This is a genomic window from Vibrio sp. B1ASS3, from assembly GCF_905175355.1.
Taxonomy (GTDB): Bacteria; Pseudomonadota; Gammaproteobacteria; order Enterobacterales; family Vibrionaceae; genus Vibrio; species Vibrio owensii.
In genome coordinates this window covers 1,000,766-1,021,435 of record NZ_HG992742.1, presented here as the reverse complement: position 1 = coordinate 1,021,435, position 20,670 = coordinate 1,000,766, and the positions used below count along the sequence as shown (strand labels likewise).

Here is a 20,670-nt window from a genome sequence, read left to right as displayed (position 1 = left end):
CTATTTACTACCAAATACTGTCGTTCACCAGTTCGAGTCTTTTCTGGTGTGCTTCTACTTCATCGGCAGTTGCACGCAAAACCTTTAGCGCTTTTCTTCCTTCAACACGACGAATGCCTTCCGCTTCACCGTCTTTTTTATTGGCATTAAATTCTAGGCTTGTTTGTCCACCGGTCATCAATAGGTAAACGTCGGCTAGAATCTCCGCATCGAGCAATGCCCCGTGGAGAGTACGGTGTGAGTTATCAATGCCGTAACGTTCACACAATACGTCGAGGTTGTTTCGCTTGCCCGGGAAGATTTTCTTCGCCATGGCAAGGGTATCGGTCACCTTACAGTAATCATCCGTCTTACCGATGCTTGGATTGAGCATTTCAAACTCGTAATCCATAAAGCCGGTATCGAAGGGCGCGTTGTGGGCAACCAGCTCGGCGCCTTTAATGAAGTCTAGAAACTCTTGGTGTACGGCAGAGTATTCTGGCTTATCGACCAAGAATTCATCCGTAATACCGTGGACGCCAATCGCATCTGGTTGGATTTCACGGTCAGGCTTTAAGTAAACGTGAAAGTGACGACCAGTCAGCTTACGGTTGATGATCTCCACGGCACCAATTTCGACGATGCGGTGACCCATGTAGTGAGGACCACCTTCTAGGTTCATACCCGTGGTTTCGGTATCGAGAACGACAATACGATTATGTTCAGAATTGCTGCTGGTATTCATAAGGTTATGTGTGTCAGACTATGCTTTATTAAATGTTTCGGCTAATAGTACCAAAAATATGACCAAACACGTTGAGATTTTCACTGATGGATCTTGTTTAGGCAATCCGGGCCCTGGCGGCTACGGCATTGTCTTGCGTTACAAGCAAACAGAAAAGACCCTCGCGAAAGGCTACACTCTGACCACGAATAACCGCATGGAAATGTTGGCCGCCGTGGTTGCACTTCAAACGCTAAAAGAGCCGTGCCAAGTGACGTTAACGACGGATAGCCAGTACGTGCGCCAAGGCATTACGCAGTGGATTCACAACTGGAAGAAACGTGGCTGGAAAACAGCGGATAAAAAGCCGGTGAAGAATGCCGACCTTTGGCAAGCGCTTGATAAAGAAACCGCTCGCCACCAAGTCGATTGGCATTGGGTTAAAGGCCATGCAGGCCATCGTGAAAATGAAATCTGTGATGAGCTAGCACGCGCAGCCGCAGAAAACCCAACCGAAGAAGATACAGGGTATCAAGCGTCCTAGTTTTTACTGCTTGAGACCTTTTTCACTGCACTGCCCTCTCTGTTCATCACGCCAAGTGGTGTTAGCTTTCTCTTTAAGCGCCAATGTGGCTTGATAGGTTTGAGAGGGTACGTTCGTTTGCGAGCCACGATATAGTACAAACTCCCCGCCGGTGATGCCCAATCGCCCAAACTGTTCTCTAACCACGTCCACATGGTTTTGTAACGCGTCATTGGAAACAGCGCATAGCGATCGCAGTGAATCACTTGGTAGTTCAATACACCTAACCAATCTTTAATCCGGTTCAACGTGAACATGCGACCACTCCATGGCAAATTATTTCTTCGCCAAGGCAATAAACTCGCTAACCCAGTGAGACTGATCGGATTGAATCCCGTAATAATAAGATAACCATCATCCATCATGACGCGATCAACTTCGCGCAGCAGTCGATGGGGATCACTTGCATAGTCAAGCTGATGAGCAAGCACCACAACATCAAAGCTTTTTTCTAAAAAGGGTAATTCGTAACCATCTGCGATGACATTATGCAACGGGTTCTGGATATCTACGTTGACTTGGTGTTGAATGTTACAACTACAGCTGGTTAGCTCACAGCTCAAACCACCCAATTTCAACATGTGGTAACCGAACAGCTTCGGGCACCACTCATCAAGTCGGGTTTGGATTGACTCAAGTACCCACGGCCCATTGTTCATGTCTGACCAAGTCGACGGGTGCTGTAAAGTTTTGTTGCTGAGTGCTGGTTTCATTAACCACCTGACTATATAAAGGGTGACGGAGAACGAATCGTGTTAGAGATCAAAAGCATACCCGCATTTAATGATAATTACATCTGGCTGATACAAAATAGCGACAAGCGATGTGCCGTGGTCGATCCGGGCGATGCTAAGCCAGTGTTAGAATATTTGCAGGCTAACGAGTTAACTTTAGAAGCGATCTTAATTACGCACCACCACAACGATCACATTGGTGGCGTTCCAGATTTAGTTCATGCTTTTCCTCATGTTTCTGTTGTAGGACCAAAAGCTGAACCTATCCCAACATTAACCAATGCAATGGAAGAAGGCGATAAGCTTGAGCTTTTCGGAGAAATCTTCATGGTGCTGGGTTTGCCGGGTCACACGCTTGGTCACATCGGCTACGCTGGTGACGGTAAGTTGTTCTGTGGTGATGTGCTATTCTCTGCAGGTTGTGGCCGTATTTTTGAGGGCACACCAGAGCAGATGTTCGAGTCACTAAGCAAAATCATGAAGCTACCAGAAGAGACCGAAGTCTTCTGCGCGCACGAATACACCGCAAGCAACGTAGCCTTTGCTCTAGCGGTTGAGCCAGACAATGAGCACTTACGCCAGTACCGTGATGACGTAAACCGACTACGCGGATTAAACATTCCAACCATTCCTACCACGCTTCGCAAAGAGAAGTTAATCAACCCATTCCTGCGTGCAACAAACGCAGAGGTCATAAAATCTGTAACAAACCGTATCGAAAATAGCGACCCATGCTCGGTTTTTACAGCTTTACGTGAGTGGAAGAACGAATTTTAACCAATTTCTGCTTGTAACTTTGCTCGACGCAAGTATTATCGTGAGCTGATTTTCATAGAAGCGCCTCTGGCGCTTCTATTGCGTTTGGGGCTGATATAAAGCTGTTTGTATTTCACCCAATCGCATAAAAGTAGCGGCTTTCGCGCCCTACCCTTAGTTAGTGTTACAAGATGTCTATTATCTTGCGACTGCCACGCACCTTAGCTGCGCGACAGGCAGGAGAAGATAAACAGGCCCTAAATAGGCTGAATCCATGCGTTTAAAGTACAGTTGGGCGTTGGCGTTACTACTTTCTGGCTGTCAATTGACACAGTCAGATTCAACAAACACACCAACACCAGAAACCAATAAGTCCGAGCAAGCGGTAAAACAAGACGCGGCTCAAGCGGACTCCGAGAAAAAGCAATCGATAGCGAAGAAACCTGCTAAAGAGACGCCAAAAACCCTTTCTCCTCAGGAACAAGAAGATGTATGGCGTCGTATCGGCATGCAGCTTGAAATGGACATCCCAGACAACAAGAAAGTCGCTTACTACCGTACATGGTATCTGAAGCACCCTAACCACCTGCGCACCGTTTCTGAGCGTGCACAGCCGTTTTTGTACATGATTACAAAACGCATTGAAGAACGTGGTCTTCCAATGGAATTGGCGCTTCTACCTATCGTAGAGAGCTCATTTGACCCATTCGCGTACTCACACGGTAGCGCGGCAGGTCTTTGGCAGTTCGTTCCTGGCACCGGCAAGATGATGGGCCTAGAGCAGAACTACTGGTACGACGGTCGTCGTGATGTGTACGCAGCGACGGATGCAGCACTTGATTACCTAGAGCAACAAAGCAAGCGCTTTGACGGTAACTGGGATCAAGCGATTGCTGCTTACAACAGTGGTGGTGGTCGTGTATCAAGCGCGATTCGTAAGAACAAAAAGCTAGGTAAACCTACGGACTTCTTCTCTCTAGATCTTCCAAAAGAGACCAGCAGTTACGTTCCTAAGCTACTTGCGCTTGCAGACATCATTGCGAACCAAGATAAGTACGGCATCGACATTCCACCGATCCCGAACAAACCTGTGCTTACGCAAGTCGATCCAAAAGAACAATTGGATCTCGCAATTGCGGCAGACTACGCAGGCATTGGTGTGAAAGAGCTGCAAGGTTACAACCCAGCTTACAATCAATGGTCGACAGCACCGAATGGCCCGCATCAGCTTCTTATTCCTATCGAGAAAAAGGATCAGTTCCTTGCTCAGGTGAAGAAGAACCGTGGTAAAGGCATGAAGGTCGCACGCTACAAAGTGAAGTCTGGTGACTCACTCAGCGTATTGGCTCAGAAGTACGGTACGACAACGAAAGTTATCCAACGTGCTAACGGCTTAAAAAACAACAATATTCGCGTTGGTCAGTACCTAATGATCCCAACGTCAACAAAAGACGATGCTAAGTACGCGCTTACCGCCGAAAATCGCCTTAACAAAACGCAATCTCAAGCTCGCGGTCAATTCAAACTGACTCACGTTGTGCAATCTGGCGAGAGCTTGTGGTCTATCGCAAAAGAGAACAAGGTTTCTCATAAGTCTCTGGCGAAATGGAACGGCATGGGACCAAAAGACACCTTGCGCGTTGGCCAAAAACTGGTGATCTGGAAAAACTCAGATAAAGGCGCAGTAATTCGCACAGTGTTCTATGACGTGCGTTCTGGCGACACCATCAGTGGCATTGCGAGCAAGTTTAAGGTGAAGAGCAACGACATCGTGAAATGGAATTCTCTTCAAAAGCAGAAGTACCTGAAACCAGGTCAGAAGCTTAAGTTGTATGTTGACGTAACTAAGGTAAGTGTATGAACCCATCGAGTAACCCGCTTGTAATGTTGTTGGATATTTTTCGATCTCCAACATCTAGCTTCTTGGCGCTGTATCAGCGTGGAGGCTGGGGATGGCAACCGTTCATCTTTTTGATGCTCAGTCCATTCCTATTCTGGGGTGCCTATTTCTCGAATGTGGATTTCACTTGGCTAAGTGAACAATTAACGGCGCAATTCCAACAGGTCGATCCAAAACAGATTGAACTGTTGGAGCCAAACACGCTGATGGCGAGTGCGATCATCAACGACGTGTTTAACCGCTTTGCAACTCTGCTGCTTTTGGCGCTGTGGTTCTTCCTAGCGACTAAAGCAAGCAAACAACAATATGGTTACTGGAAATGGTTTGCGGCGGCTTCTGCAATCATATTCCCAGCGGTCCTAGGCGACATCGCAAGCTATGCGAGTCTGTTACTGAAACACGGTCAGGTAATGACGTACGCGGCGGATTTAAACAGCCTAAACGGTTTGTTAAAACTGCCACTCACCAATGAATGGTCACATTTTGCTAGCTCATTACCGCTGCTTTTGCCTTGGTACATTGTACTTGGTTACGGTGTGGTTCTGACTTGGACAGAGTTTGAACGTGGACAGGCTCTTGTGATTTCGAGCCTGCCTTGGATTGCGTTTTACGTGATTTGGGCGTTGTACATCGTTATTGCTTAAGCCATTTAAGCGAGCTCATAAGAGCCCTTACTGGTCGTTAAGCGTAAAAGACACCAATAATGGATTATGATCGGAAGCGTCGCTCTGCGGCGCTTTCGCGTTTTTGAGGGTCAGACCTCGATAAAAGACGTGGTCGAGTGGTAATCCGGTAATGAACTGAGTGCGGTTATCTTGACTGAACTTCGCTTCTTGTAGGTCTGCCTTTTGGAGAGCCGTCTTCATTGCTTTAACGCGGTCCTCACTCCAGCTATTAAAATCTCCCGCAAACAAAATTGGGCCTTTGTGCTCTTTTAGAACCATTTCTAAACCAGACAACTGTGAAGTGTACTCTTCAGTGCCAACGGTAAAGTTAATCGCATGAATGTTTACCACGGCTAGGGTCTCGCCATTGCTAAGTTGATACTTGCTGTACAGAGCCGACTTTGGCAAACGCAGCCATGGTTCTTTAGAAGTGTATGCGCAAGCACGAATTGGCTCTTTCTGCGCAATACTGATTACCCCTGCACCACTTCCTAGTGCCTTAAACGCGCTTACTTGGTTGCTCATCCAATGGCCTTCCACCAACCAGTTTTTAAACTCATCGGTCAAACTGGCTTCTTGTAAAAGCAACAGTTGTTTATTGGCAGAGAAAGCATCGAGCGCTTGTTGCCAGTGGTCTCTATTTTGCTTATAGATGTTCCATACCAAAACGTTAAGCTCACCATCCTTATCAATCGCTTGTGGCTTATTAAACTCCATACAGCGGATATCTTGAGTAATGTTCGTCCCTGTTTGAGTAACAATCTGTGGTTGTTCTGGCACAGTAAAGATCACCTGAAAACTCACAAACCCAGCGATAATGAGAAAAACTAACGCAAAAGCTAAACGCTGATACATAGACCTACCTGAATGCAAATAAAATGGAATCAAAAATACGAGCAAGAAAAAAGGAGCCATTCACGGCTCCCTTTTAGCTTACTCAAATTTTCACCACATGCTGTAGTGAAATCTTATATCTATCTGGATAAAGATTAGATCGCGTCTTCGTCTTCTTCACCCGTACGGATACGTACTACGCGCTCTACGTCGGTTACGAAGATCTTACCATCACCAATCTTACCGGTTTGCGCCGTTTCAATGATGGTTTCTACACACTTGTCTGCAACGTCTTCTGTCACAACGATTTCTAGCTTCACTTTAGGAAGGAAATCCACCATGTACTCAGCACCACGGTACAGTTCAGTGTGACCTTTCTGACGACCAAAGCCTTTCACTTCAGAGACTGTCATCCCTGTAATGCCTACTTCAGCCAATGCTTCTCGAACATCATCCAATTTGAATGGCTTGATAATCGCTTCAATCTTTTTCATGTTCATCCCTTAAGCTTCAATCGTTTGCGCATATTATCGGTTAGCGTCTCACAACATTCAATCCTTGTTGTCACCAAGCACCTGAAAATCCTGACACTGGTGGAATTTATTTGCCGATGAGTGTAACAAAGTCGCGCAGTTAGCAATCCCGCATGCCCGAAACGAAAAAACCAGAGCACTGGCTCTGGCTTGGTCTAAATCTTTATCTGGGTTATACCCGCGCTTACTTCAAGCTTGCGTAGTACGCTGCTAAGTTTGCGATATCTTCATCTGACAGTAGATTCGCTTGCGCTTGCATCACTGCGGCAAGACCACCTGTGCGTTGACCCGCTTTGTACGCCTTGATTGAACTTGCGATGTATTGCTCGTTCTGGCCTTTCAGGTTTGGGTAACCAGGAATCACCGCGATACCATCCGCACCATGACAAGCAGCACATACGCCTGCTTTTGCTTGCCCTGCGGCTACATCACCTGCCGCCAGAGCTTGCCCACTTAACATGGTTAGCGCCGCCATTGCGCCCATGATTGTTTTCTTCATTGCTTCACCTAATCGATTATTATTTAAGGATTTTTATATTTTATAATCGACATTGTGGCATGAATTACAACGACTTGCGCCAGATAAGTTCACAATCTTGACCACTGAAGGCTTGATCAACAAACAAATCGCCGACCGCCACCACCTGATCTTGGTACATCAAAATCGGAATTTGGCGACGCAGCCAACTCGGCACATTGTACTCTTGGAATAACTTCTTCAGCTTACGGCTATGGTTACGAGTGGTTGGGTGCGCAGAGAGCCCTTCTGGATTAAACATCACTCGTAATAGATCTGGCTGAGGCGGCATAGCAATGGTGGCTTGCTCTGAGTTGGTACTCAAAGTGAGCTCTCCTAGTCGCTCAGGCAATACCAAAGCAGTATCGGTTTGAATGGCACTTTGCCACATCGTGACGTCAACCGTTTCGGTTACCCAATACAGGCGATTCTGAAAACGGCGAACTTCACCCTGCTTAAGTTGCAGCTTAGGGTTCGCATCTTGCTGTGCCAATCCGACTTCATTCCAAATTAAATTGAGTTGTACTTGGGTTGGCATGTTAGCGTTCAGCTTAGCCAGCCACATACGTATCAATCGCGCACGAGCCAATTCACTGTGCGTCGCTAACTCTTCAATACTCAGACTCAAATCACTTTGCAGAGCACGCTCAAACACTGCGCTAAGCAACTCGTCCAGCAAAGCTTCTTGCTGCGCGCACAAGCTCGCACTGCGCTGCACCGCTTGATGGATGCTCGGCCAACGTTCAGAAAGTTCTGGCACAATACGATGACGGAGGAAGTTACGATCGTAACGAGTATCTTGGTTGCTTTCGTCTTCTACCCAATCCAGCTTTTGTTCTCTGGCTGCCGCTTCGATTTGCTCTCGCTTAATGGTCAGTAATGGGCGAACTAATGTGCCATCAGCAAACGGCATGCTTTCAGCCATCGATGATAACCCCTTTGGTCCACTGCCCCGTTTAAGTGCTAACAAGAAGGTTTCCACTTGGTCATCGGCATGTTGCCCTGTCAGCAATAAGTCACCCATTTGGATATGCTTTTCTAAAGCTTGGTAACGAGCTTCACGTGCCAACAACTCAATGCTTTCACCACTATTGATGTCTAAGTTCACGTGCTCAACCGAGCATGAGATTCCCGCTTGCTGAGCCCAAACTAAACATTGATTTGCCCAATCGTCTGCGTTCGAGCTCAAGCCATGGTGCACGTACACCGCGTGGCAGCTCACGGATTTAGAATCTACTGATTGATTGTCTATCGAATGCGCTTGGCGATAACGGCTAAGCAGCTCGAGAAGTAAACGCGAATCCACCCCACCACTAAACGCCAAGACAATCTTGGTGCCTGATTGGTAATAACGATCAAGAACTTGAGCAAATTGCGAGTAAAGCGATTCCATAAATCATCCGATAGAAACAAAAAAGGGTTGGACGTATGCCCAACCCTTTCTATTTTATCTGTAATCTAGCGAGAATTCAGCTAGCACCTAGCGACAGCTGTAATTAGCAGTAACCGTAGTTCATTAGACGCTGGTAACGACGCTCAAGTAGCGTTTCGTGATCCAGTTGTTCTAAGTCTTCTAGCTGACGAAGCAAGTTTGCTTTCATGTTTTCAGCCATTTGAACGTGGTCACGGTGTGCACCGCCTAGTGGCTCTTCGATGATTTCATCGATAAGTTCAAGCTCTTTCAGACGTGGAGCAGTTAGGCCCATCGCGTCTGCTGCTTGTGGTGCTTTGTCTGAATCACGCCATAGGATTGAAGCACAACCTTCTGGAGAAATTACTGAGTACGTTGAGTACTGAAGCATGTTCACGTAGTCACCTACACCAATTGCAAGTGCACCGCCTGAACCGCCTTCGCCTACTACGTTACAGATTACTGGTACTTTAAGACCAGACATCACTTTAAGGTTAGTTGCGATCGCTTCAGATTGGCCACGCTCTTCTGCGCCAACACCTGGGTATGCACCTGCTGTGTCGATGAAAGTGATGATAGGCATGTTGAAACGCTCTGCCATTTCCATCAAACGTAGCGCTTTACGGTAACCTTCTGGTTTAGGCATACCAAAGTTACGTTTTACTTTTTCTTTGGTCTCACGGCCCTTCTGGTGACCAATGATCATCACTGGACGACCTTCAAGACGAGCGATACCACCAACGATCGCTTTGTCGTCAGCAAACGCGCGGTCACCCGCTAGTTCATCAAATTCATCAAATGCGTGCTTGATGTAATCTAGTGTGTATGGACGTAAAGGGTGACGAGCCAGTTGAGCTGTTTCCCATGCACCTAGATTGCTGAAGGTTTTCTTCTTAAGTTCTAGGCTCTTTTTCTCAAGCTGTTCGATTTCTTTATCAAGGTCAACCGCAGAATCACCACCGTGACGAGATACGTCACGTAGCGCTTCGATTTTCGCTTCTAGTTCTGCAATTGGCTTTTCAAATTCAAGAAAGTTTAGGCTCATCTATGAATCCTTTTTTACTCAGCGTCTTACATATTGCGCTGAATTTTTAGTTAAATTCGAGTTCTACTTGGCCTTTGCCAAGTAACTGTTTTAAATCGTCTAGTAATGTATCTGTTGGCGTTACTCGCCATTCGGTGCCCAATGTTAACCGCGCTCTGGCGTCGGCACGCTGGTAGTATACATTGACAGGTACGGTTCCGGCTTTGTGCGGTTCTAAAATACGAGTAAATTGCTCAAAGAATTTATCGTTGATCTGGCTAGCATCAATAGATACCGACAAACCACGTGCGTATTTTTCACGTGCGGTACCCAGATCCATAACTTCACGCGCCGACATTTTAAGGCCACCGTTGAAGTCATCAAAGCTGACCTGTCCAGAAACAACCAGAATTTTATCTTTTTCGAGAAGTTCTGCATACCTATCAAGCGCATCCGAGAACAACATCACCTCCATTCGACCACTTCGGTCGTCCAGAGTCATGATACCGATACGCGTACCGCGCTTGGTCGTCATCACGCGAGCTGCAATAACCAAACCCGCGACTGTCACGGATTGATCGCGACGAGTTGGGGTCGCGTCTTTTAGTCGACAACTAACGTACTTATTTAGTTCCTTTATGTATGCGTTAACTGGGTGTCCGGTCAAATATAAACCGAGCGTCTCACGTTCACCCTCTAACCATACCTTCTCTGGCCATGCTGGCACTTGAGTGTATTTGTGTTCCACCTCTTCTGGCGCATCAGTCAATACACCGAACATATCGGTTTGACCAAAGGCTTCCGCTTGGTGATGCTGGCTCGCTGCTTTCACCGCATCATTGAGCGATGCCATCAATGCAGCACGGTGTGGACCTAACCTGTCGAGTGCGCCCGCATAAATCAGTTTTTCGATAACACGCTTGTTCACCTTTTTCAGGTCGATACGCGCACAGAAGTCAAATAGGTCAATGAAGTGACCACCTTTGTTGCGCGCTTCTAAGATTGCATCAATTGGGCCTTCACCCACGCCTTTAATCGCGCCAATACCGTAAACAATCGCGCCATTCTCATCGACGTTAAAACGGTACAAGCCGGCATTGATGTCTGGCGGAAGCACAGTGAGTTTCATGCGGAAACATTCGTCTACTAGGCCAACCACTTTCTCAGTGTTATCCATATCGGCGGTCATTACCGCTGCCATGAATTCTGCTGGATAGTGCATCTTCAGCCATAGCGTTTGGTACGAAACCAGTGCGTAGGCTGCCGAGTGAGATTTGTTAAAGCCGTAACCCGCGAACTTCTCTACCAAGTCGAAGATCTTCATCGCCAACTCGCCATCAACGCCGTTGGCAATTGCTCCCTCTTCGAAGGTTGCACGCTGTTTCGCCATCTCTTCCGGTTTCTTCTTACCCATCGCACGACGAAGCATGTCCGCACCACCAAGGGTGTAGCCAGACAGTACCTGTGCGATCTGCATTACCTGTTCTTGATACAGGATGATGCCGTAAGTTGGATCGAGAATTTCTTTAAGCGATTCGTGTTGCCACTTTTCATCTGGGTATGAGATCGCCTCACGGCCGTGCTTACGGTCGATAAAGTTATCTACCATGCCCGACTGCAACGGACCCGGACGGAAAAGTGCCACCAATGCGATGATGTCTTCGAAACAGTCCGGTTGCAGACGCTTGATCAGCTCTTTCATACCGCGCGATTCAAGCTGGAATACCGCAGTAGTTTCTGAGTTTTGCAACAATCGGAATGACGGAGCATCGTCCAATGGAATCGATTCGATGCGAACTGGATCTTTGCCTTCGCGTTCTAAACGCGGGTTAATCAGACCCAACGCCCAATCAATGATAGTTAGGGTACGTAGACCCAAGAAGTCAAACTTAACCAGACCGGCGGTTTCAACGTCGTTCTTGTCGAACTGAGTAACCGGGAAGTGGCCTTCCGAGTCAGCATAAATCGGCGCGAAGTCGGTAATGGTGGTTGGTGAGATTACAACACCACCCGCGTGCTTACCGGCGTTACGTGTACAACCTTCAAGGAGGCGACACATGTCGATAAGCTCTTTCACTTCTTCGTCTGCGTCATACAACTCTGGCAGTGCAGGCTCGGCTTTGAACGCTTTTTCCAGCGTCATACCCGGATCAGGCGGAACTAGTTTTGAAATACGATCAACGAAGCCAAACGGGTGGCCAAGTACACGGCCTACGTCTCGGATTACCGCTTTCGCCGCCATGGTACCGAAGGTGATGATCTGAGATACCGCATCACGGCCATACATTTCCGCTACGTGATCAATTACTTGGTCACGCTTATCCATACAGAAGTCGACGTCGAAATCGGGCATGGATACACGTTCAGGGTTCAAGAAACGTTCGAATAGAAGGTCGTATTCCAATGGATCAAGGTCGGTGATCTTCAATGCGTATGCCACCAAAGAACCGGCACCTGAACCACGACCCGGACCTACCGGAATCGCGTTGTCTTTCGACCATTGGATGAACTCCATTACGATCAAGAAGTAACCAGGGAATCCCATTTGGTTGATTACGTCGAGTTCGATTTGCAGACGATCATCGTATTCAGGACGACGCTGTTTTCGCTCTTCCCCATCTGGGAACAGGAACTCTAAACGCTCTTCCAGACCTTCACGAGACTTCATGACCAAGAAGTCGGTCTCTTCCATACCTTCAGTTGGGAAGGCTGGAAGGAAGTATTCACCGAGACGTACTGTAACGTTACAACGCTTGGCAATTTCAACACTGTTTTCTAACGCTTCCGGAATGTCGGCAAACAGCTCGCACATTTCCTCTTCAGTACGCAGATATTGTTCTGGGCTGTAGTTCTTTGGACGACGTGGATCTTCTAGGGTGTAACCATCATGGATCGCAACGCGGATTTCATGGGCGTCAAACAAGTCTTCACTGATGAAAACAACTTCGTTGGTTGCAACGACTGGCAGTTCAACCTCTTCTGCCAATTCAATCGCAAAGTGCAGGTAAGTTTCTTCATCTGGACGACCAGTACGAACTAATTCTAGGTAAAAGCGGTCTGGAAAGTGTTGGTTGTAAAACTCGACACAACTGTCGACAACTTTGCGGTTGTCTTTTAGCAATGCTTTACCGATTTCACCGTTTTTCGCGCCTGAAAGAACGATCAAACCTTCTGATAGTTCTGCCAACCAAGCTTTGTCGAGCACCGGTTGGTGTTGTACATGACCACGAAGGTAAGCTTTTGAGATCAGCAAAGTCAGGTTTTTATAACCTTCGTTGTTTGCTGCGAGTAACGTTAATTGCGTCAGCTCCTCACCAAACTCATCCGATTGCATTTTGAAGTCTGCACCGATGATTGGCTTCACACCACTGCCGTGTGCGGTGCCATAGTATTTCACCAAACCACACAGGTTAGTGAAATCGGTCAGCGCCATTGCAGGCATACCGAGTTCGGCGACTTTCTTAACGAGCGGTGGAACTTTGTTGATACCATCCACCATAGAGAAATCACTGTGGATTCTTAGGTGAATGAACTTGGGATCTGACATTAACAGGTACCGTAAAACTATATCTTGATTGGGATTCTAACCTAAAGCGGACGTGGTTTATAACACCGAAACGCCCATTCTATTACTTTGCTTTATTCTTCGATGCCGAGCGCTTTCTTCACGGGTTTGAAGCTCTTACGATGTTCACTGATCACACCATGTTGTTCAATCGCTTCAAAGTGCGCTTTAGTTGGATAACCTTTGTGCTTAGCAAAACCAAATTGCGGATATTGTTTATCCAACTCTTCCATTTCTTGGTCACGAACCACTTTGGCAATGATAGAAGCCGCACTGATTTCCGCTACGCGCAAGTCACCCTTCACCACCGCTTGAGAATCCATTGGCAACTGCGGACAGCGATTACCGTCGATAAGCGCTAAGTCTGGCTGGACCTTCAAGCCAGCAATGGCACGTTGCATCGCAACCATGGTCGCTTGCAGGATGTTTAGCTCATCAATCTCTTCGGGAGAACAACGGCCTACCGCCCATGCTAGGGCTTTCTCTTTGATTTCTGGCAGCAATGCGAGGCGTTTTTTCTCGCTCAACTTTTTAGAATCGTTTAAGCCTTCAATTGGGTTGTTTGGGTCTAAGATAACCGCTGCGGTAACGACATCACCCACCAAAGGACCACGCCCTACCTCATCGACACCCGCAACCAGCTGATAGCCTTGCGGGTATTCAAACGGTGGTAGTTCTACTTTTGCTTTGGTCGTTTTTGGTTTTACAGCCATGGTAAATCTCTATTTATTAATCAGTTTTAGAACCGCATTCGCGGCTTGTTGATCCGCATCTTTACGAATCCAATGATGCATTTCAGTAAACTTATCCAACATTTCTCGGTTGTCGCTCTCTAATAAACGAGACACTTCATTGAATAGGTTTTCTGGCGTGCAATCTTCTTGCAGATATTCTTTTACAAGTTCGGCATCTGCCAAAATGTTCGGCAGCGACACGTATTTGGTTTTCAATAGTCGCTTAGCAAGGAATGCCGTTACAGCATTAACACGGTAACCCACCACCATTGGACGTTTGAGTAGCATACACTCTAACGCGACAGTACCAGACGCCAACATCACGGCATCTGAAGCGGTAATCACGTTACGCGCTGTGTCATCCACCAGCTTGAACTCCAACTCAGGTGCATGCTCTTTCCACGCTTGCTCGAATTGTTCACGACGTTTCTGGTTTACTAGTGCAACGACGAAGCCAAGATCTGGGAATTTCTGGTGCAGTTTTTTACAGGTTTCAATAAACGGTTGAGAGAGCATTTTCAGCTCGCTGCCACGGCTACCCGGAAGTACCGCTAGCCATTGTTTATCTTGCTCTAAACCGAGCAGTTCACGTGCAGGTGCTTTGTCCGATTGCAGTGGAATAGCATCTGCCAATGTGTGCCCAATGAATTCACAAGGTACATTGAATTTGTCGTAGAACGCTTTTTCAAACGGTAGGAATGCAAGTACCAGATTGGTTGCGGCTTCAATATTGAAGATGCGCTTTTGACGCCAAGCCCAAACCGATGGACTGACGTAATGCACGGTTTTAATGCCCGCGTTTTTCAGGTCTAGCTCAACTCGTAAGTTAAAGTCTGGAGCGTCAATTCCGATGAAAACATCTGGTGGATTCTCGGTGAAATACTTCACAAGTTGCGCTTTGACTTTCAGTAGTCTTGGCAAGCGACCGAGCACTTCCACTAGGCCCATTACGGCAAGTTCTTCCATATCGAACAGAGACTCACAGCCTTGCGCGATCATCTTAGGGCCACCAATACCAACAAACTCTGCGTCTGGGTATTGTTGCTTTACTGCTTTGATAAAGCCTTCACCTAGCGTGTCGCCAGACAATTCTCCGGCAATGATGCCGATACGTAATGGTCTTTCCATATCTACTTCGCTATTTTTCCTGTGCGCTATGGGTAACGGTTTAAACTATGTATCCGCGGTAGCCGCACAATTCGCAGCGTACAAACCGTTATCCATAAAACACAAAAAGACCGCAGCCCAATTTGGGCGCGATCTTTTCAATTTAACCGCTCATTCGTTGATTAACGAATAATGCCACGTTCCGTTGTTTCCAGAATATCTGAGAAACGCTTCACTGCCGGCCACTCTTGTGCCATTTCAGCTAGGATTGGTTTCACTTCTTCCAGAGTCTTACCTGAACGGTAGATTTCTTTGTACGCTTTTTGTAGCGCACGAATTTCTGGTTTTTCGAAACCGTTACGCTTCAAGCCAACCAAGTTCAAACCAAATGGTGTTGCGTGATTACCTTGAGCAAGTACGTATGCTGGTACGTCTTGAACAACAGCAGAACAGCCGCCAACGTATGCGTAAGCGCCAACTGTACAGAACGGATGAATCGCAGAAAGCGCCATCACACCTGCATGGTCATCAACCGTTACGTGACCACCAAGAATCGCATTGTTGCCAATGTGAGTATGGTTACCAACGATAACGTCGTGTGCGATGTGTGCATTTACACAAAGCAGGTTGTCATCACCAATCACTGTTGTCGCTTTGTCTTGAACCGTACCACGGTGAATCTGAACCGCTTCACGAATCACGTTGCGGTCACCGATAACCACTGTTGTATCTTCGCCACCGTACTTCTTGTCTTGGTTTTCTTCACCAATAACAGCGTGTGGGAAAATGCGGTTGTCTTTACCAATTGTGGTGTGACCTTTGATCACTACGTGAGACATCACTTCAGTACCTTCACCGATTTCTACCGTTGAGGTGATGTAAGTGAATGGACCAACAGTCACGTTAGCGCCAATTTTCGCGCCTTCTTCTACCACCGCAGCTGGGTGGATTTTAGCGGTTTCATGAATCATATTAAAACTCTCGACGAGCACACTTCAGCTCTGCTGAACATACTACTTCGCCGTCAACCTTCGCTACACCTTTGAATGCAGCAATGCCGCGACGCTCTTTCAAAAATTCTACTTCAATAATCATTTGATCGCCTGGTACTACTGGTTTACGGAATTTTGCACCGTCAACACTTGCAAAGTAGTACAGCTCGTTTTCAGTTGGTGCACCAAATGATTTAAATGCAAGTAAGCCTGTCGCCTGCGCCATCGCTTCCAGAATAAGAACACCTGGGAAAACTGGCAGTTGTGGAAAGTGACCTGTGAACTGAGGTTCGTTAACCGACACGTTTTTAATTGCGTGAAGGTACTTCTCTTCTTGGAAGTCAATCACTCGGTCGATCAATAAGAATGGGTAGCGATGAGGTAGTAGCTCTTGAATTTCAGAGATGTTCATCGTTTTCTTTTCAGTAGTCAAAGTCGTCTTCCTATATCAATACTCAACAACCAAGATGGCAAGGCAGCGGCAAAAGCCACTTAATCAGGAAATGCCTGCAAAGTGTATACCAGCTTGGTGATAAATCTACTTATAGCGCGTCATTATAGAAGAAAAAGACCCGCATTTCGCGAGTCTTTGTTCTGAATTATGGAACTAAGATTCTTCTTTCGGTTCCAGCTGTTTCTCAACAGCTTTCAGGCGTTTGTTCATATCGTCAATGCGATGAACTCGAGTTGCCGTTTTACGCCACTCTCGGTTCGTTTGCAGTGGAATACCTGACGAATACAAGCCTTTCTCTTCGATACTGCGCATAACCATGCCCATACCGGTGATAGCTACGCCATCTGCAATCGTGATATGTCCGTTAAGAACCGACGCGCCGCCGATCTGGCAGTATTTACCAATTTTGGTACTGCCAGCGACAATAGTACCACCTGGCATCACGGTACCATATCCGATCTGCACGTTATGAGCGATTTGAAGCTGGTTATCAAGAATTACGTTGTCTTCGATAATGGTATCTTCAAGTGCACCACGGTCAATCGTAGTACATGCACCAATCTCAACGCGGTTACCGATACGCACTGAACCAAGTTGAGGGATCTTAATCCACTCGCCTTTGTCGTTAGCGTAGCCGAAACCATCAGAGCCAATGACTGTGCCAGATTGAGCCAGACAGTCATCGCCCATTGATACTTCATGATAGATAGTCACATTAGCCCAAAGCTTGGTGTTGTTACCTAGCTTTGCGTTTTTACCGATAAAGCAACCAGCGCCGATACTTACGTTGTCGCCTAGTTCAACACCCGTTTCAATCACTGCGTTTGCACCGATTGTTACGTTAGTACCCATCTTCACGTCTGCTGCGATGACGGCACTTGGTGCGATCTCATCAGCAGGTTTCGGCGTGGTGTCCATTGCTTGAACAACACGAGCGAATGCAACATAAGGGTCAGCCACAACCAGTGCATTACCTACACACTGGTCTTTGTGTTCAGCTTTCACCATCACAACCGTTGCTTGACACTCAGAAAGGTGTTTTGCGTATTTTGGGTTAGACAAGAAAGTGATGTCACCTTCTTGTGCTTTATCCATTGGAGCTACGCGGCTTACAACGAGAGACTCGTCACCAAATAGCTCACCCCCGGTAATTGTCGCCAACTCGGCTAATGTTAATGTCTTCATAACTTCTTATTTTAGAGCTTTAATTACGTCTTCAGAGATGTTGTATTCTGGCTTACCGTACTGAAGTGAAGAGATGTCGATTACCATGTCGTAGCCTTTCTTAGTTGCTACTTTCTTCACTGCATCTTGGATAGTTTTGAATAGCTTCGCTTTCTCTTCAGCTTCGCGACGTGCACTTGCTTTCTCTAGAGCTTGTGCCTTCACTTTGTATTCGCTGTCTAGTTTAGCGATGTCGATACGTAGTTTTTCAACTTCGTCTTGACCTAGAAGCTCACCATCACGTTGTAGTTTTTCAATCTTAGTCTTAGCTTGCGCTTGAATAGATTTCAGCTCATCTGCTTTGCTCTTAAAGTCTTTCTGCATTTTTTGTAGAACTACTTCGCGTTGAGGAAGCGCTTGGAAAACTTGAGCAGTATTTACATAAGCAATTTTCTGAGCAGCTTCAGCCGCGTTAGCAAACATTGAAGAGCTAAGTACTAGAAGGCCTAGGCCAGCTGCTTTGATCATTTTATTCAAAATATTTTCCTCTTTAGAAGGTTCTACCGATAGTGAACGTGAAGAACTCTTCATCGTCGCCATCATATTTCTTAATTGGTTTCGCTAGCGAGAATACTAGAGGCCCCATTGGAGACATCCATTGCAACGCCGCACCGTAAGATGAGCGGTAGTTGGTTGGATCTGAGTAATCGTAGTAGTAACGGTCGCCGTATTCCGCACCTGAGCTACGGTAGTCGAATTCCGTATCCCAAACACTCGCCATATCGAAGAAGATACTGGTACGAATTTGGTTACGAACTTCGTCAGAAGCAAATGGTGTTGGAACAATCAACTCAAGGCTTGCCAACGCAACCGCGTTACCACCAACAGAATCGTCTGTTGCTGTATCTGCACCGTTGTTCGAGCCTGAGTAGTCACGATAAACCGCTTTCGGACCTACGGTATTCGAGCCGAAACCACGTAGTGTTGTAAAACCACCCGCGTAGTAGTTTTCGTAGAATGGGAACAAGTTATCGTTACCATCCGTTTGACCATAACCGTTACCATAACCTAGACGACCACGGAACAAGAGCGTGAATTCATGCTTCTTAGTCAGTGGAACGTATTGACGAACATCATACTGCATCTTGAAGTATTGAACGTCAGAGCCAGGTACGGTCATCTTATAGAATGCACGTTGGTGGTTACCCGCTGTCGGGAAGTAGCCACGGTTTAGATTGTTACGTGTCCATGAGATGTTGAAGTCAAAGTCATTTGTGTTCAACGCGCCGCTAGAGTCAATGTTGTCCTCTTGCGCCTGTAGGAACTGTTCTACCTGTAGGTAAGGAGATAAGTTACCGATCTTGTTGTGGGTGTAGCCTACACCAAATTCAAAGCGGTTCAGTTCGTCGAATGGGAAGCCCCATGTCAAACTTGCGCCGTAACTTTGGTTGGTATAGTCAACGATACCCGCTTCAGATGCTTCGAACTCGTCGTAGAAGATCTTACCACCCAAACTTACACCATCTAGGTTCCAGTAAGGGTCACGGTAGTCCAAGCTCACGTTTTTCTGGTAGTCGTTCATCATCGCGTTAATACCAACGCGGTTACCACTACCAATAAAGTTGTCTTGCTGTAGGCCAACCTGGAAGCTCACGCCCGATTCAGTACCGTAACCGACACCGAAGTTCACGCTGCCCGAGTTCGCTTCTTTAACAGAGTAAACTAGGTCAACTTGGTCGTCGCTACCAGGAACACGTACCGTTTGTACTTCAACGTTTTCGAAGTAGCCCAGACGGTTTAGACGCGTTTTACCCGTTTCGATTGATTTCGAGTTTAGCCAGCTGCCTTCCATCTGACGCATTTCACGACGCAGAACTTCGTCTTTGGTCGAGTTATTACCCGTAAAGCGAATGTCGCGTACGTAAATACGGTTACCTGGGTCTACGTTCACAACAAGCGATACTTGTTTGTTTTCGTCGTCGAACTCAGGAATGGTGTTTACTTGTGGGTAAGCATAGCCAGATTCACCAAGCACACGCTTGATGCCTTCTTCCATTGACGTTACGCGAGAGCCGTTGTACGTCTCGTTGTCTTCAAATGGAACCAGTTTTTCGAACGTTGCTTCTTCACCAATTAGGTTGCCGCGGAATTTCACGTCCTTAACGGTGTACACGTCGCCTTCCTCAAGACCAAGGGTAATGTATACGCCTTTTTTGTCAGGAGAAATCGCCACTTGTGTCGAATCAACGTTAAATTTCAGGTAACCACGGTCTAGGTAGTAAGACTTCAGCGCTTCGATGTCACCAGCAAGAACTTGCTTCTGGTATTTTTCGTCCGCTAGGAAGTTCCACCATGGCACGTCAACGTTTAGGTTGAAACGAGATAGAAGGTCTTCATCAGAAAAGACTTCATTGCCGATAAAGTTGATTTGCTGAATTTTCGCCGATACACCTTCGGTGAAGACGAATTTCAAGTCAGAACGGTTACGAGGCAATGGAGTAACAACCGCTTTTACGGTTGCGTTGTATTTACCAACACTGTAGTAAAAGTCTTCCAAACCTTTTTCGATGTTGCTCAGCGTAGTGCGGTCAAGCGCTTCACCTTCACGAACGCCAGAAGCATTCAGGTTTTCTTGTAGCTGCTCGTCCTTGATTGCTTTGTTGCCTGAGAATGAGATGCTCGCAATAGTTGGACGCTCTTTCACTTGAACAACCAGAACATCACCATTACGCAGCACTTTCACATCTTCGAAGTTACCCGATGCGTACAATGCGCGAATGATCTCTGCAACATCGCCTTGGTCAACGGTATCACCGACACGTACAGGCATTTTCAGCAACGCTGCACCCAGTGCCACACGCTGCAATCCATCGATTTCAATATCTTGAACTACAAAGTTCTCTGCTCCGTTTGCAGATACACTGGTCGCCAGTAAACTTGCAAACAGAATTCGCTTAATCGCCATACTTGTTCTAATTATTCCTTGCTACTGCT

Annotated in this window: 19 protein-coding genes; 4 read left to right on the top strand and 15 right to left on the bottom strand. The window is 46.7% G+C overall.

What is annotated here, in order from left to right:
• Nucleotides 1–7: 7 nt before the first annotated feature.
• A complete protein-coding gene (dnaQ, locus tag KJB05_RS04720; protein ID WP_005436825.1) occupies nt 8–724 on the bottom strand; it encodes a DNA polymerase III subunit epsilon in 717 nt (238 codons plus the stop codon).
• A 58-nt stretch (nt 725–782) separates the two neighbouring features.
• Between dnaQ and rnhA the strand changes: the two genes are divergently transcribed.
• Nucleotides 783–1,247 carry a ribonuclease HI gene (rnhA, locus tag KJB05_RS04715; RefSeq protein WP_005446139.1) on the top strand — a complete coding sequence of 155 codons (465 nt, stop codon included), beginning with the start codon at nt 783–785 and terminating at the stop codon, nt 1,245–1,247.
• Here the strand turns inward: rnhA and KJB05_RS04710 are convergent.
• A complete protein-coding gene (locus KJB05_RS04710) occupies nt 1,244–1,999 on the bottom strand; it encodes a class I SAM-dependent methyltransferase (protein ID WP_208445268.1) in 756 nt (251 codons plus the stop codon). The genes rnhA and KJB05_RS04710 overlap by 4 nt on opposite strands.
• Before the next feature lie 39 nt (nt 2,000–2,038).
• On the opposite strand from KJB05_RS04710, the gene gloB reads away from it, so the two are divergent.
• From gloB to KJB05_RS04695, 3 genes are all read left to right on the top strand, one after another.
• Nucleotides 2,039–2,797 (top strand): hydroxyacylglutathione hydrolase, encoded by a 759-nt coding sequence (gene gloB, locus KJB05_RS04705; RefSeq protein WP_020195503.1) that lies wholly within the window; start codon nt 2,039–2,041, stop codon nt 2,795–2,797.
• 253 nt (nt 2,798–3,050) lie between these two features.
• The gene (locus KJB05_RS04700) at nt 3,051–4,637 is read left to right on the top strand and encodes a LysM peptidoglycan-binding domain-containing protein (protein ID WP_045414448.1); all 1,587 of its coding nucleotides are present in this window, start codon (nt 3,051–3,053) and stop codon (nt 4,635–4,637) included.
• Nucleotides 4,634–5,320: a YIP1 family protein gene (locus tag KJB05_RS04695; protein WP_208445269.1), complete on the top strand. Its 687-nt coding sequence runs from the start codon at nt 4,634–4,636 to the stop codon at nt 5,318–5,320. Before KJB05_RS04700 ends, KJB05_RS04695 begins: the two co-directional genes overlap by 4 nt.
• 27 nt (nt 5,321–5,347) lie before the next feature.
• Here KJB05_RS04695 and KJB05_RS04690 read toward each other — a convergent pair whose 3' ends face one another.
• From KJB05_RS04690 to bamA, 13 genes are all read right to left on the bottom strand, one after another.
• A complete protein-coding gene (locus KJB05_RS04690) occupies nt 5,348–6,196 on the bottom strand; it encodes an endonuclease/exonuclease/phosphatase family protein (RefSeq protein ID WP_208445270.1) in 849 nt (282 codons plus the stop codon).
• Between the two features lie 134 nt (nt 6,197–6,330).
• Nucleotides 6,331–6,669 carry a nitrogen regulatory protein P-II gene (gene glnB / locus KJB05_RS04685; RefSeq protein ID WP_005436810.1) on the bottom strand — a complete coding sequence of 113 codons (339 nt, stop codon included), beginning with the start codon at nt 6,667–6,669 and terminating at the stop codon, nt 6,331–6,333.
• A gap of 223 nt (nt 6,670–6,892) precedes the next feature.
• Nucleotides 6,893–7,207, bottom strand: a complete 315-nt coding sequence (locus KJB05_RS04680; RefSeq protein WP_208445271.1) for a cytochrome c — start codon at nt 7,205–7,207, stop codon at nt 6,893–6,895.
• A 64-nt stretch (nt 7,208–7,271) separates the two neighbouring features.
• Nucleotides 7,272–8,618: a tRNA lysidine(34) synthetase TilS gene (gene tilS / locus KJB05_RS04675; protein WP_208445272.1), complete on the bottom strand. Its 1,347-nt coding sequence runs from the start codon at nt 8,616–8,618 to the stop codon at nt 7,272–7,274.
• 103 nt (nt 8,619–8,721) lie between these two features.
• Entirely contained in the window at nt 8,722–9,681 is a 960-nt protein-coding gene (gene accA / locus KJB05_RS04670; RefSeq protein ID WP_038895696.1) for an acetyl-CoA carboxylase carboxyl transferase subunit alpha, read from the bottom strand.
• 46 nt (nt 9,682–9,727) lie between these two features.
• Nucleotides 9,728–13,207 carry a DNA polymerase III subunit alpha gene (gene dnaE, locus KJB05_RS04665; RefSeq protein ID WP_208445273.1) on the bottom strand — a complete coding sequence of 1,160 codons (3,480 nt, stop codon included), beginning with the start codon at nt 13,205–13,207 and terminating at the stop codon, nt 9,728–9,730.
• Nucleotides 13,208–13,299: 92 nt separating this feature from the next.
• Nucleotides 13,300–13,938, bottom strand: a complete 639-nt coding sequence (rnhB, locus tag KJB05_RS04660; protein WP_005430230.1) for a ribonuclease HII — start codon at nt 13,936–13,938, stop codon at nt 13,300–13,302.
• Nucleotides 13,939–13,947: 9 nt separating this feature from the next.
• Nucleotides 13,948–15,087, bottom strand: coding sequence for a lipid-A-disaccharide synthase (gene lpxB, locus KJB05_RS04655; protein WP_208445274.1), 1,140 nt, complete (start codon nt 15,085–15,087; stop codon nt 13,948–13,950).
• Nucleotides 15,088–15,248: 161 nt separating this feature from the next.
• Nucleotides 15,249–16,037, bottom strand: coding sequence for an acyl-ACP--UDP-N-acetylglucosamine O-acyltransferase (lpxA, locus tag KJB05_RS04650; protein ID WP_009707416.1), 789 nt, complete (start codon nt 16,035–16,037; stop codon nt 15,249–15,251).
• Nucleotide 16,038: 1 nt separating this feature from the next.
• Nucleotides 16,039–16,491 carry a 3-hydroxyacyl-ACP dehydratase FabZ gene (gene fabZ / locus KJB05_RS04645; protein ID WP_009707417.1) on the bottom strand — a complete coding sequence of 151 codons (453 nt, stop codon included), beginning with the start codon at nt 16,489–16,491 and terminating at the stop codon, nt 16,039–16,041.
• Between the two features lie 174 nt (nt 16,492–16,665).
• A complete protein-coding gene (lpxD, locus tag KJB05_RS04640) occupies nt 16,666–17,697 on the bottom strand; it encodes a UDP-3-O-(3-hydroxymyristoyl)glucosamine N-acyltransferase (RefSeq protein WP_208445275.1) in 1,032 nt (343 codons plus the stop codon).
• Nucleotides 17,698–17,703: 6 nt separating this feature from the next.
• Entirely contained in the window at nt 17,704–18,213 is a 510-nt protein-coding gene (locus tag KJB05_RS04635) for an OmpH family outer membrane protein (protein WP_005529354.1), read from the bottom strand.
• Between the two features lie 13 nt (nt 18,214–18,226).
• Nucleotides 18,227–20,641, bottom strand: coding sequence for an outer membrane protein assembly factor BamA (bamA, locus tag KJB05_RS04630; protein ID WP_009707420.1), 2,415 nt, complete (start codon nt 20,639–20,641; stop codon nt 18,227–18,229).
• Between the last annotated feature and the right edge of the window lie 29 nt (nt 20,642–20,670).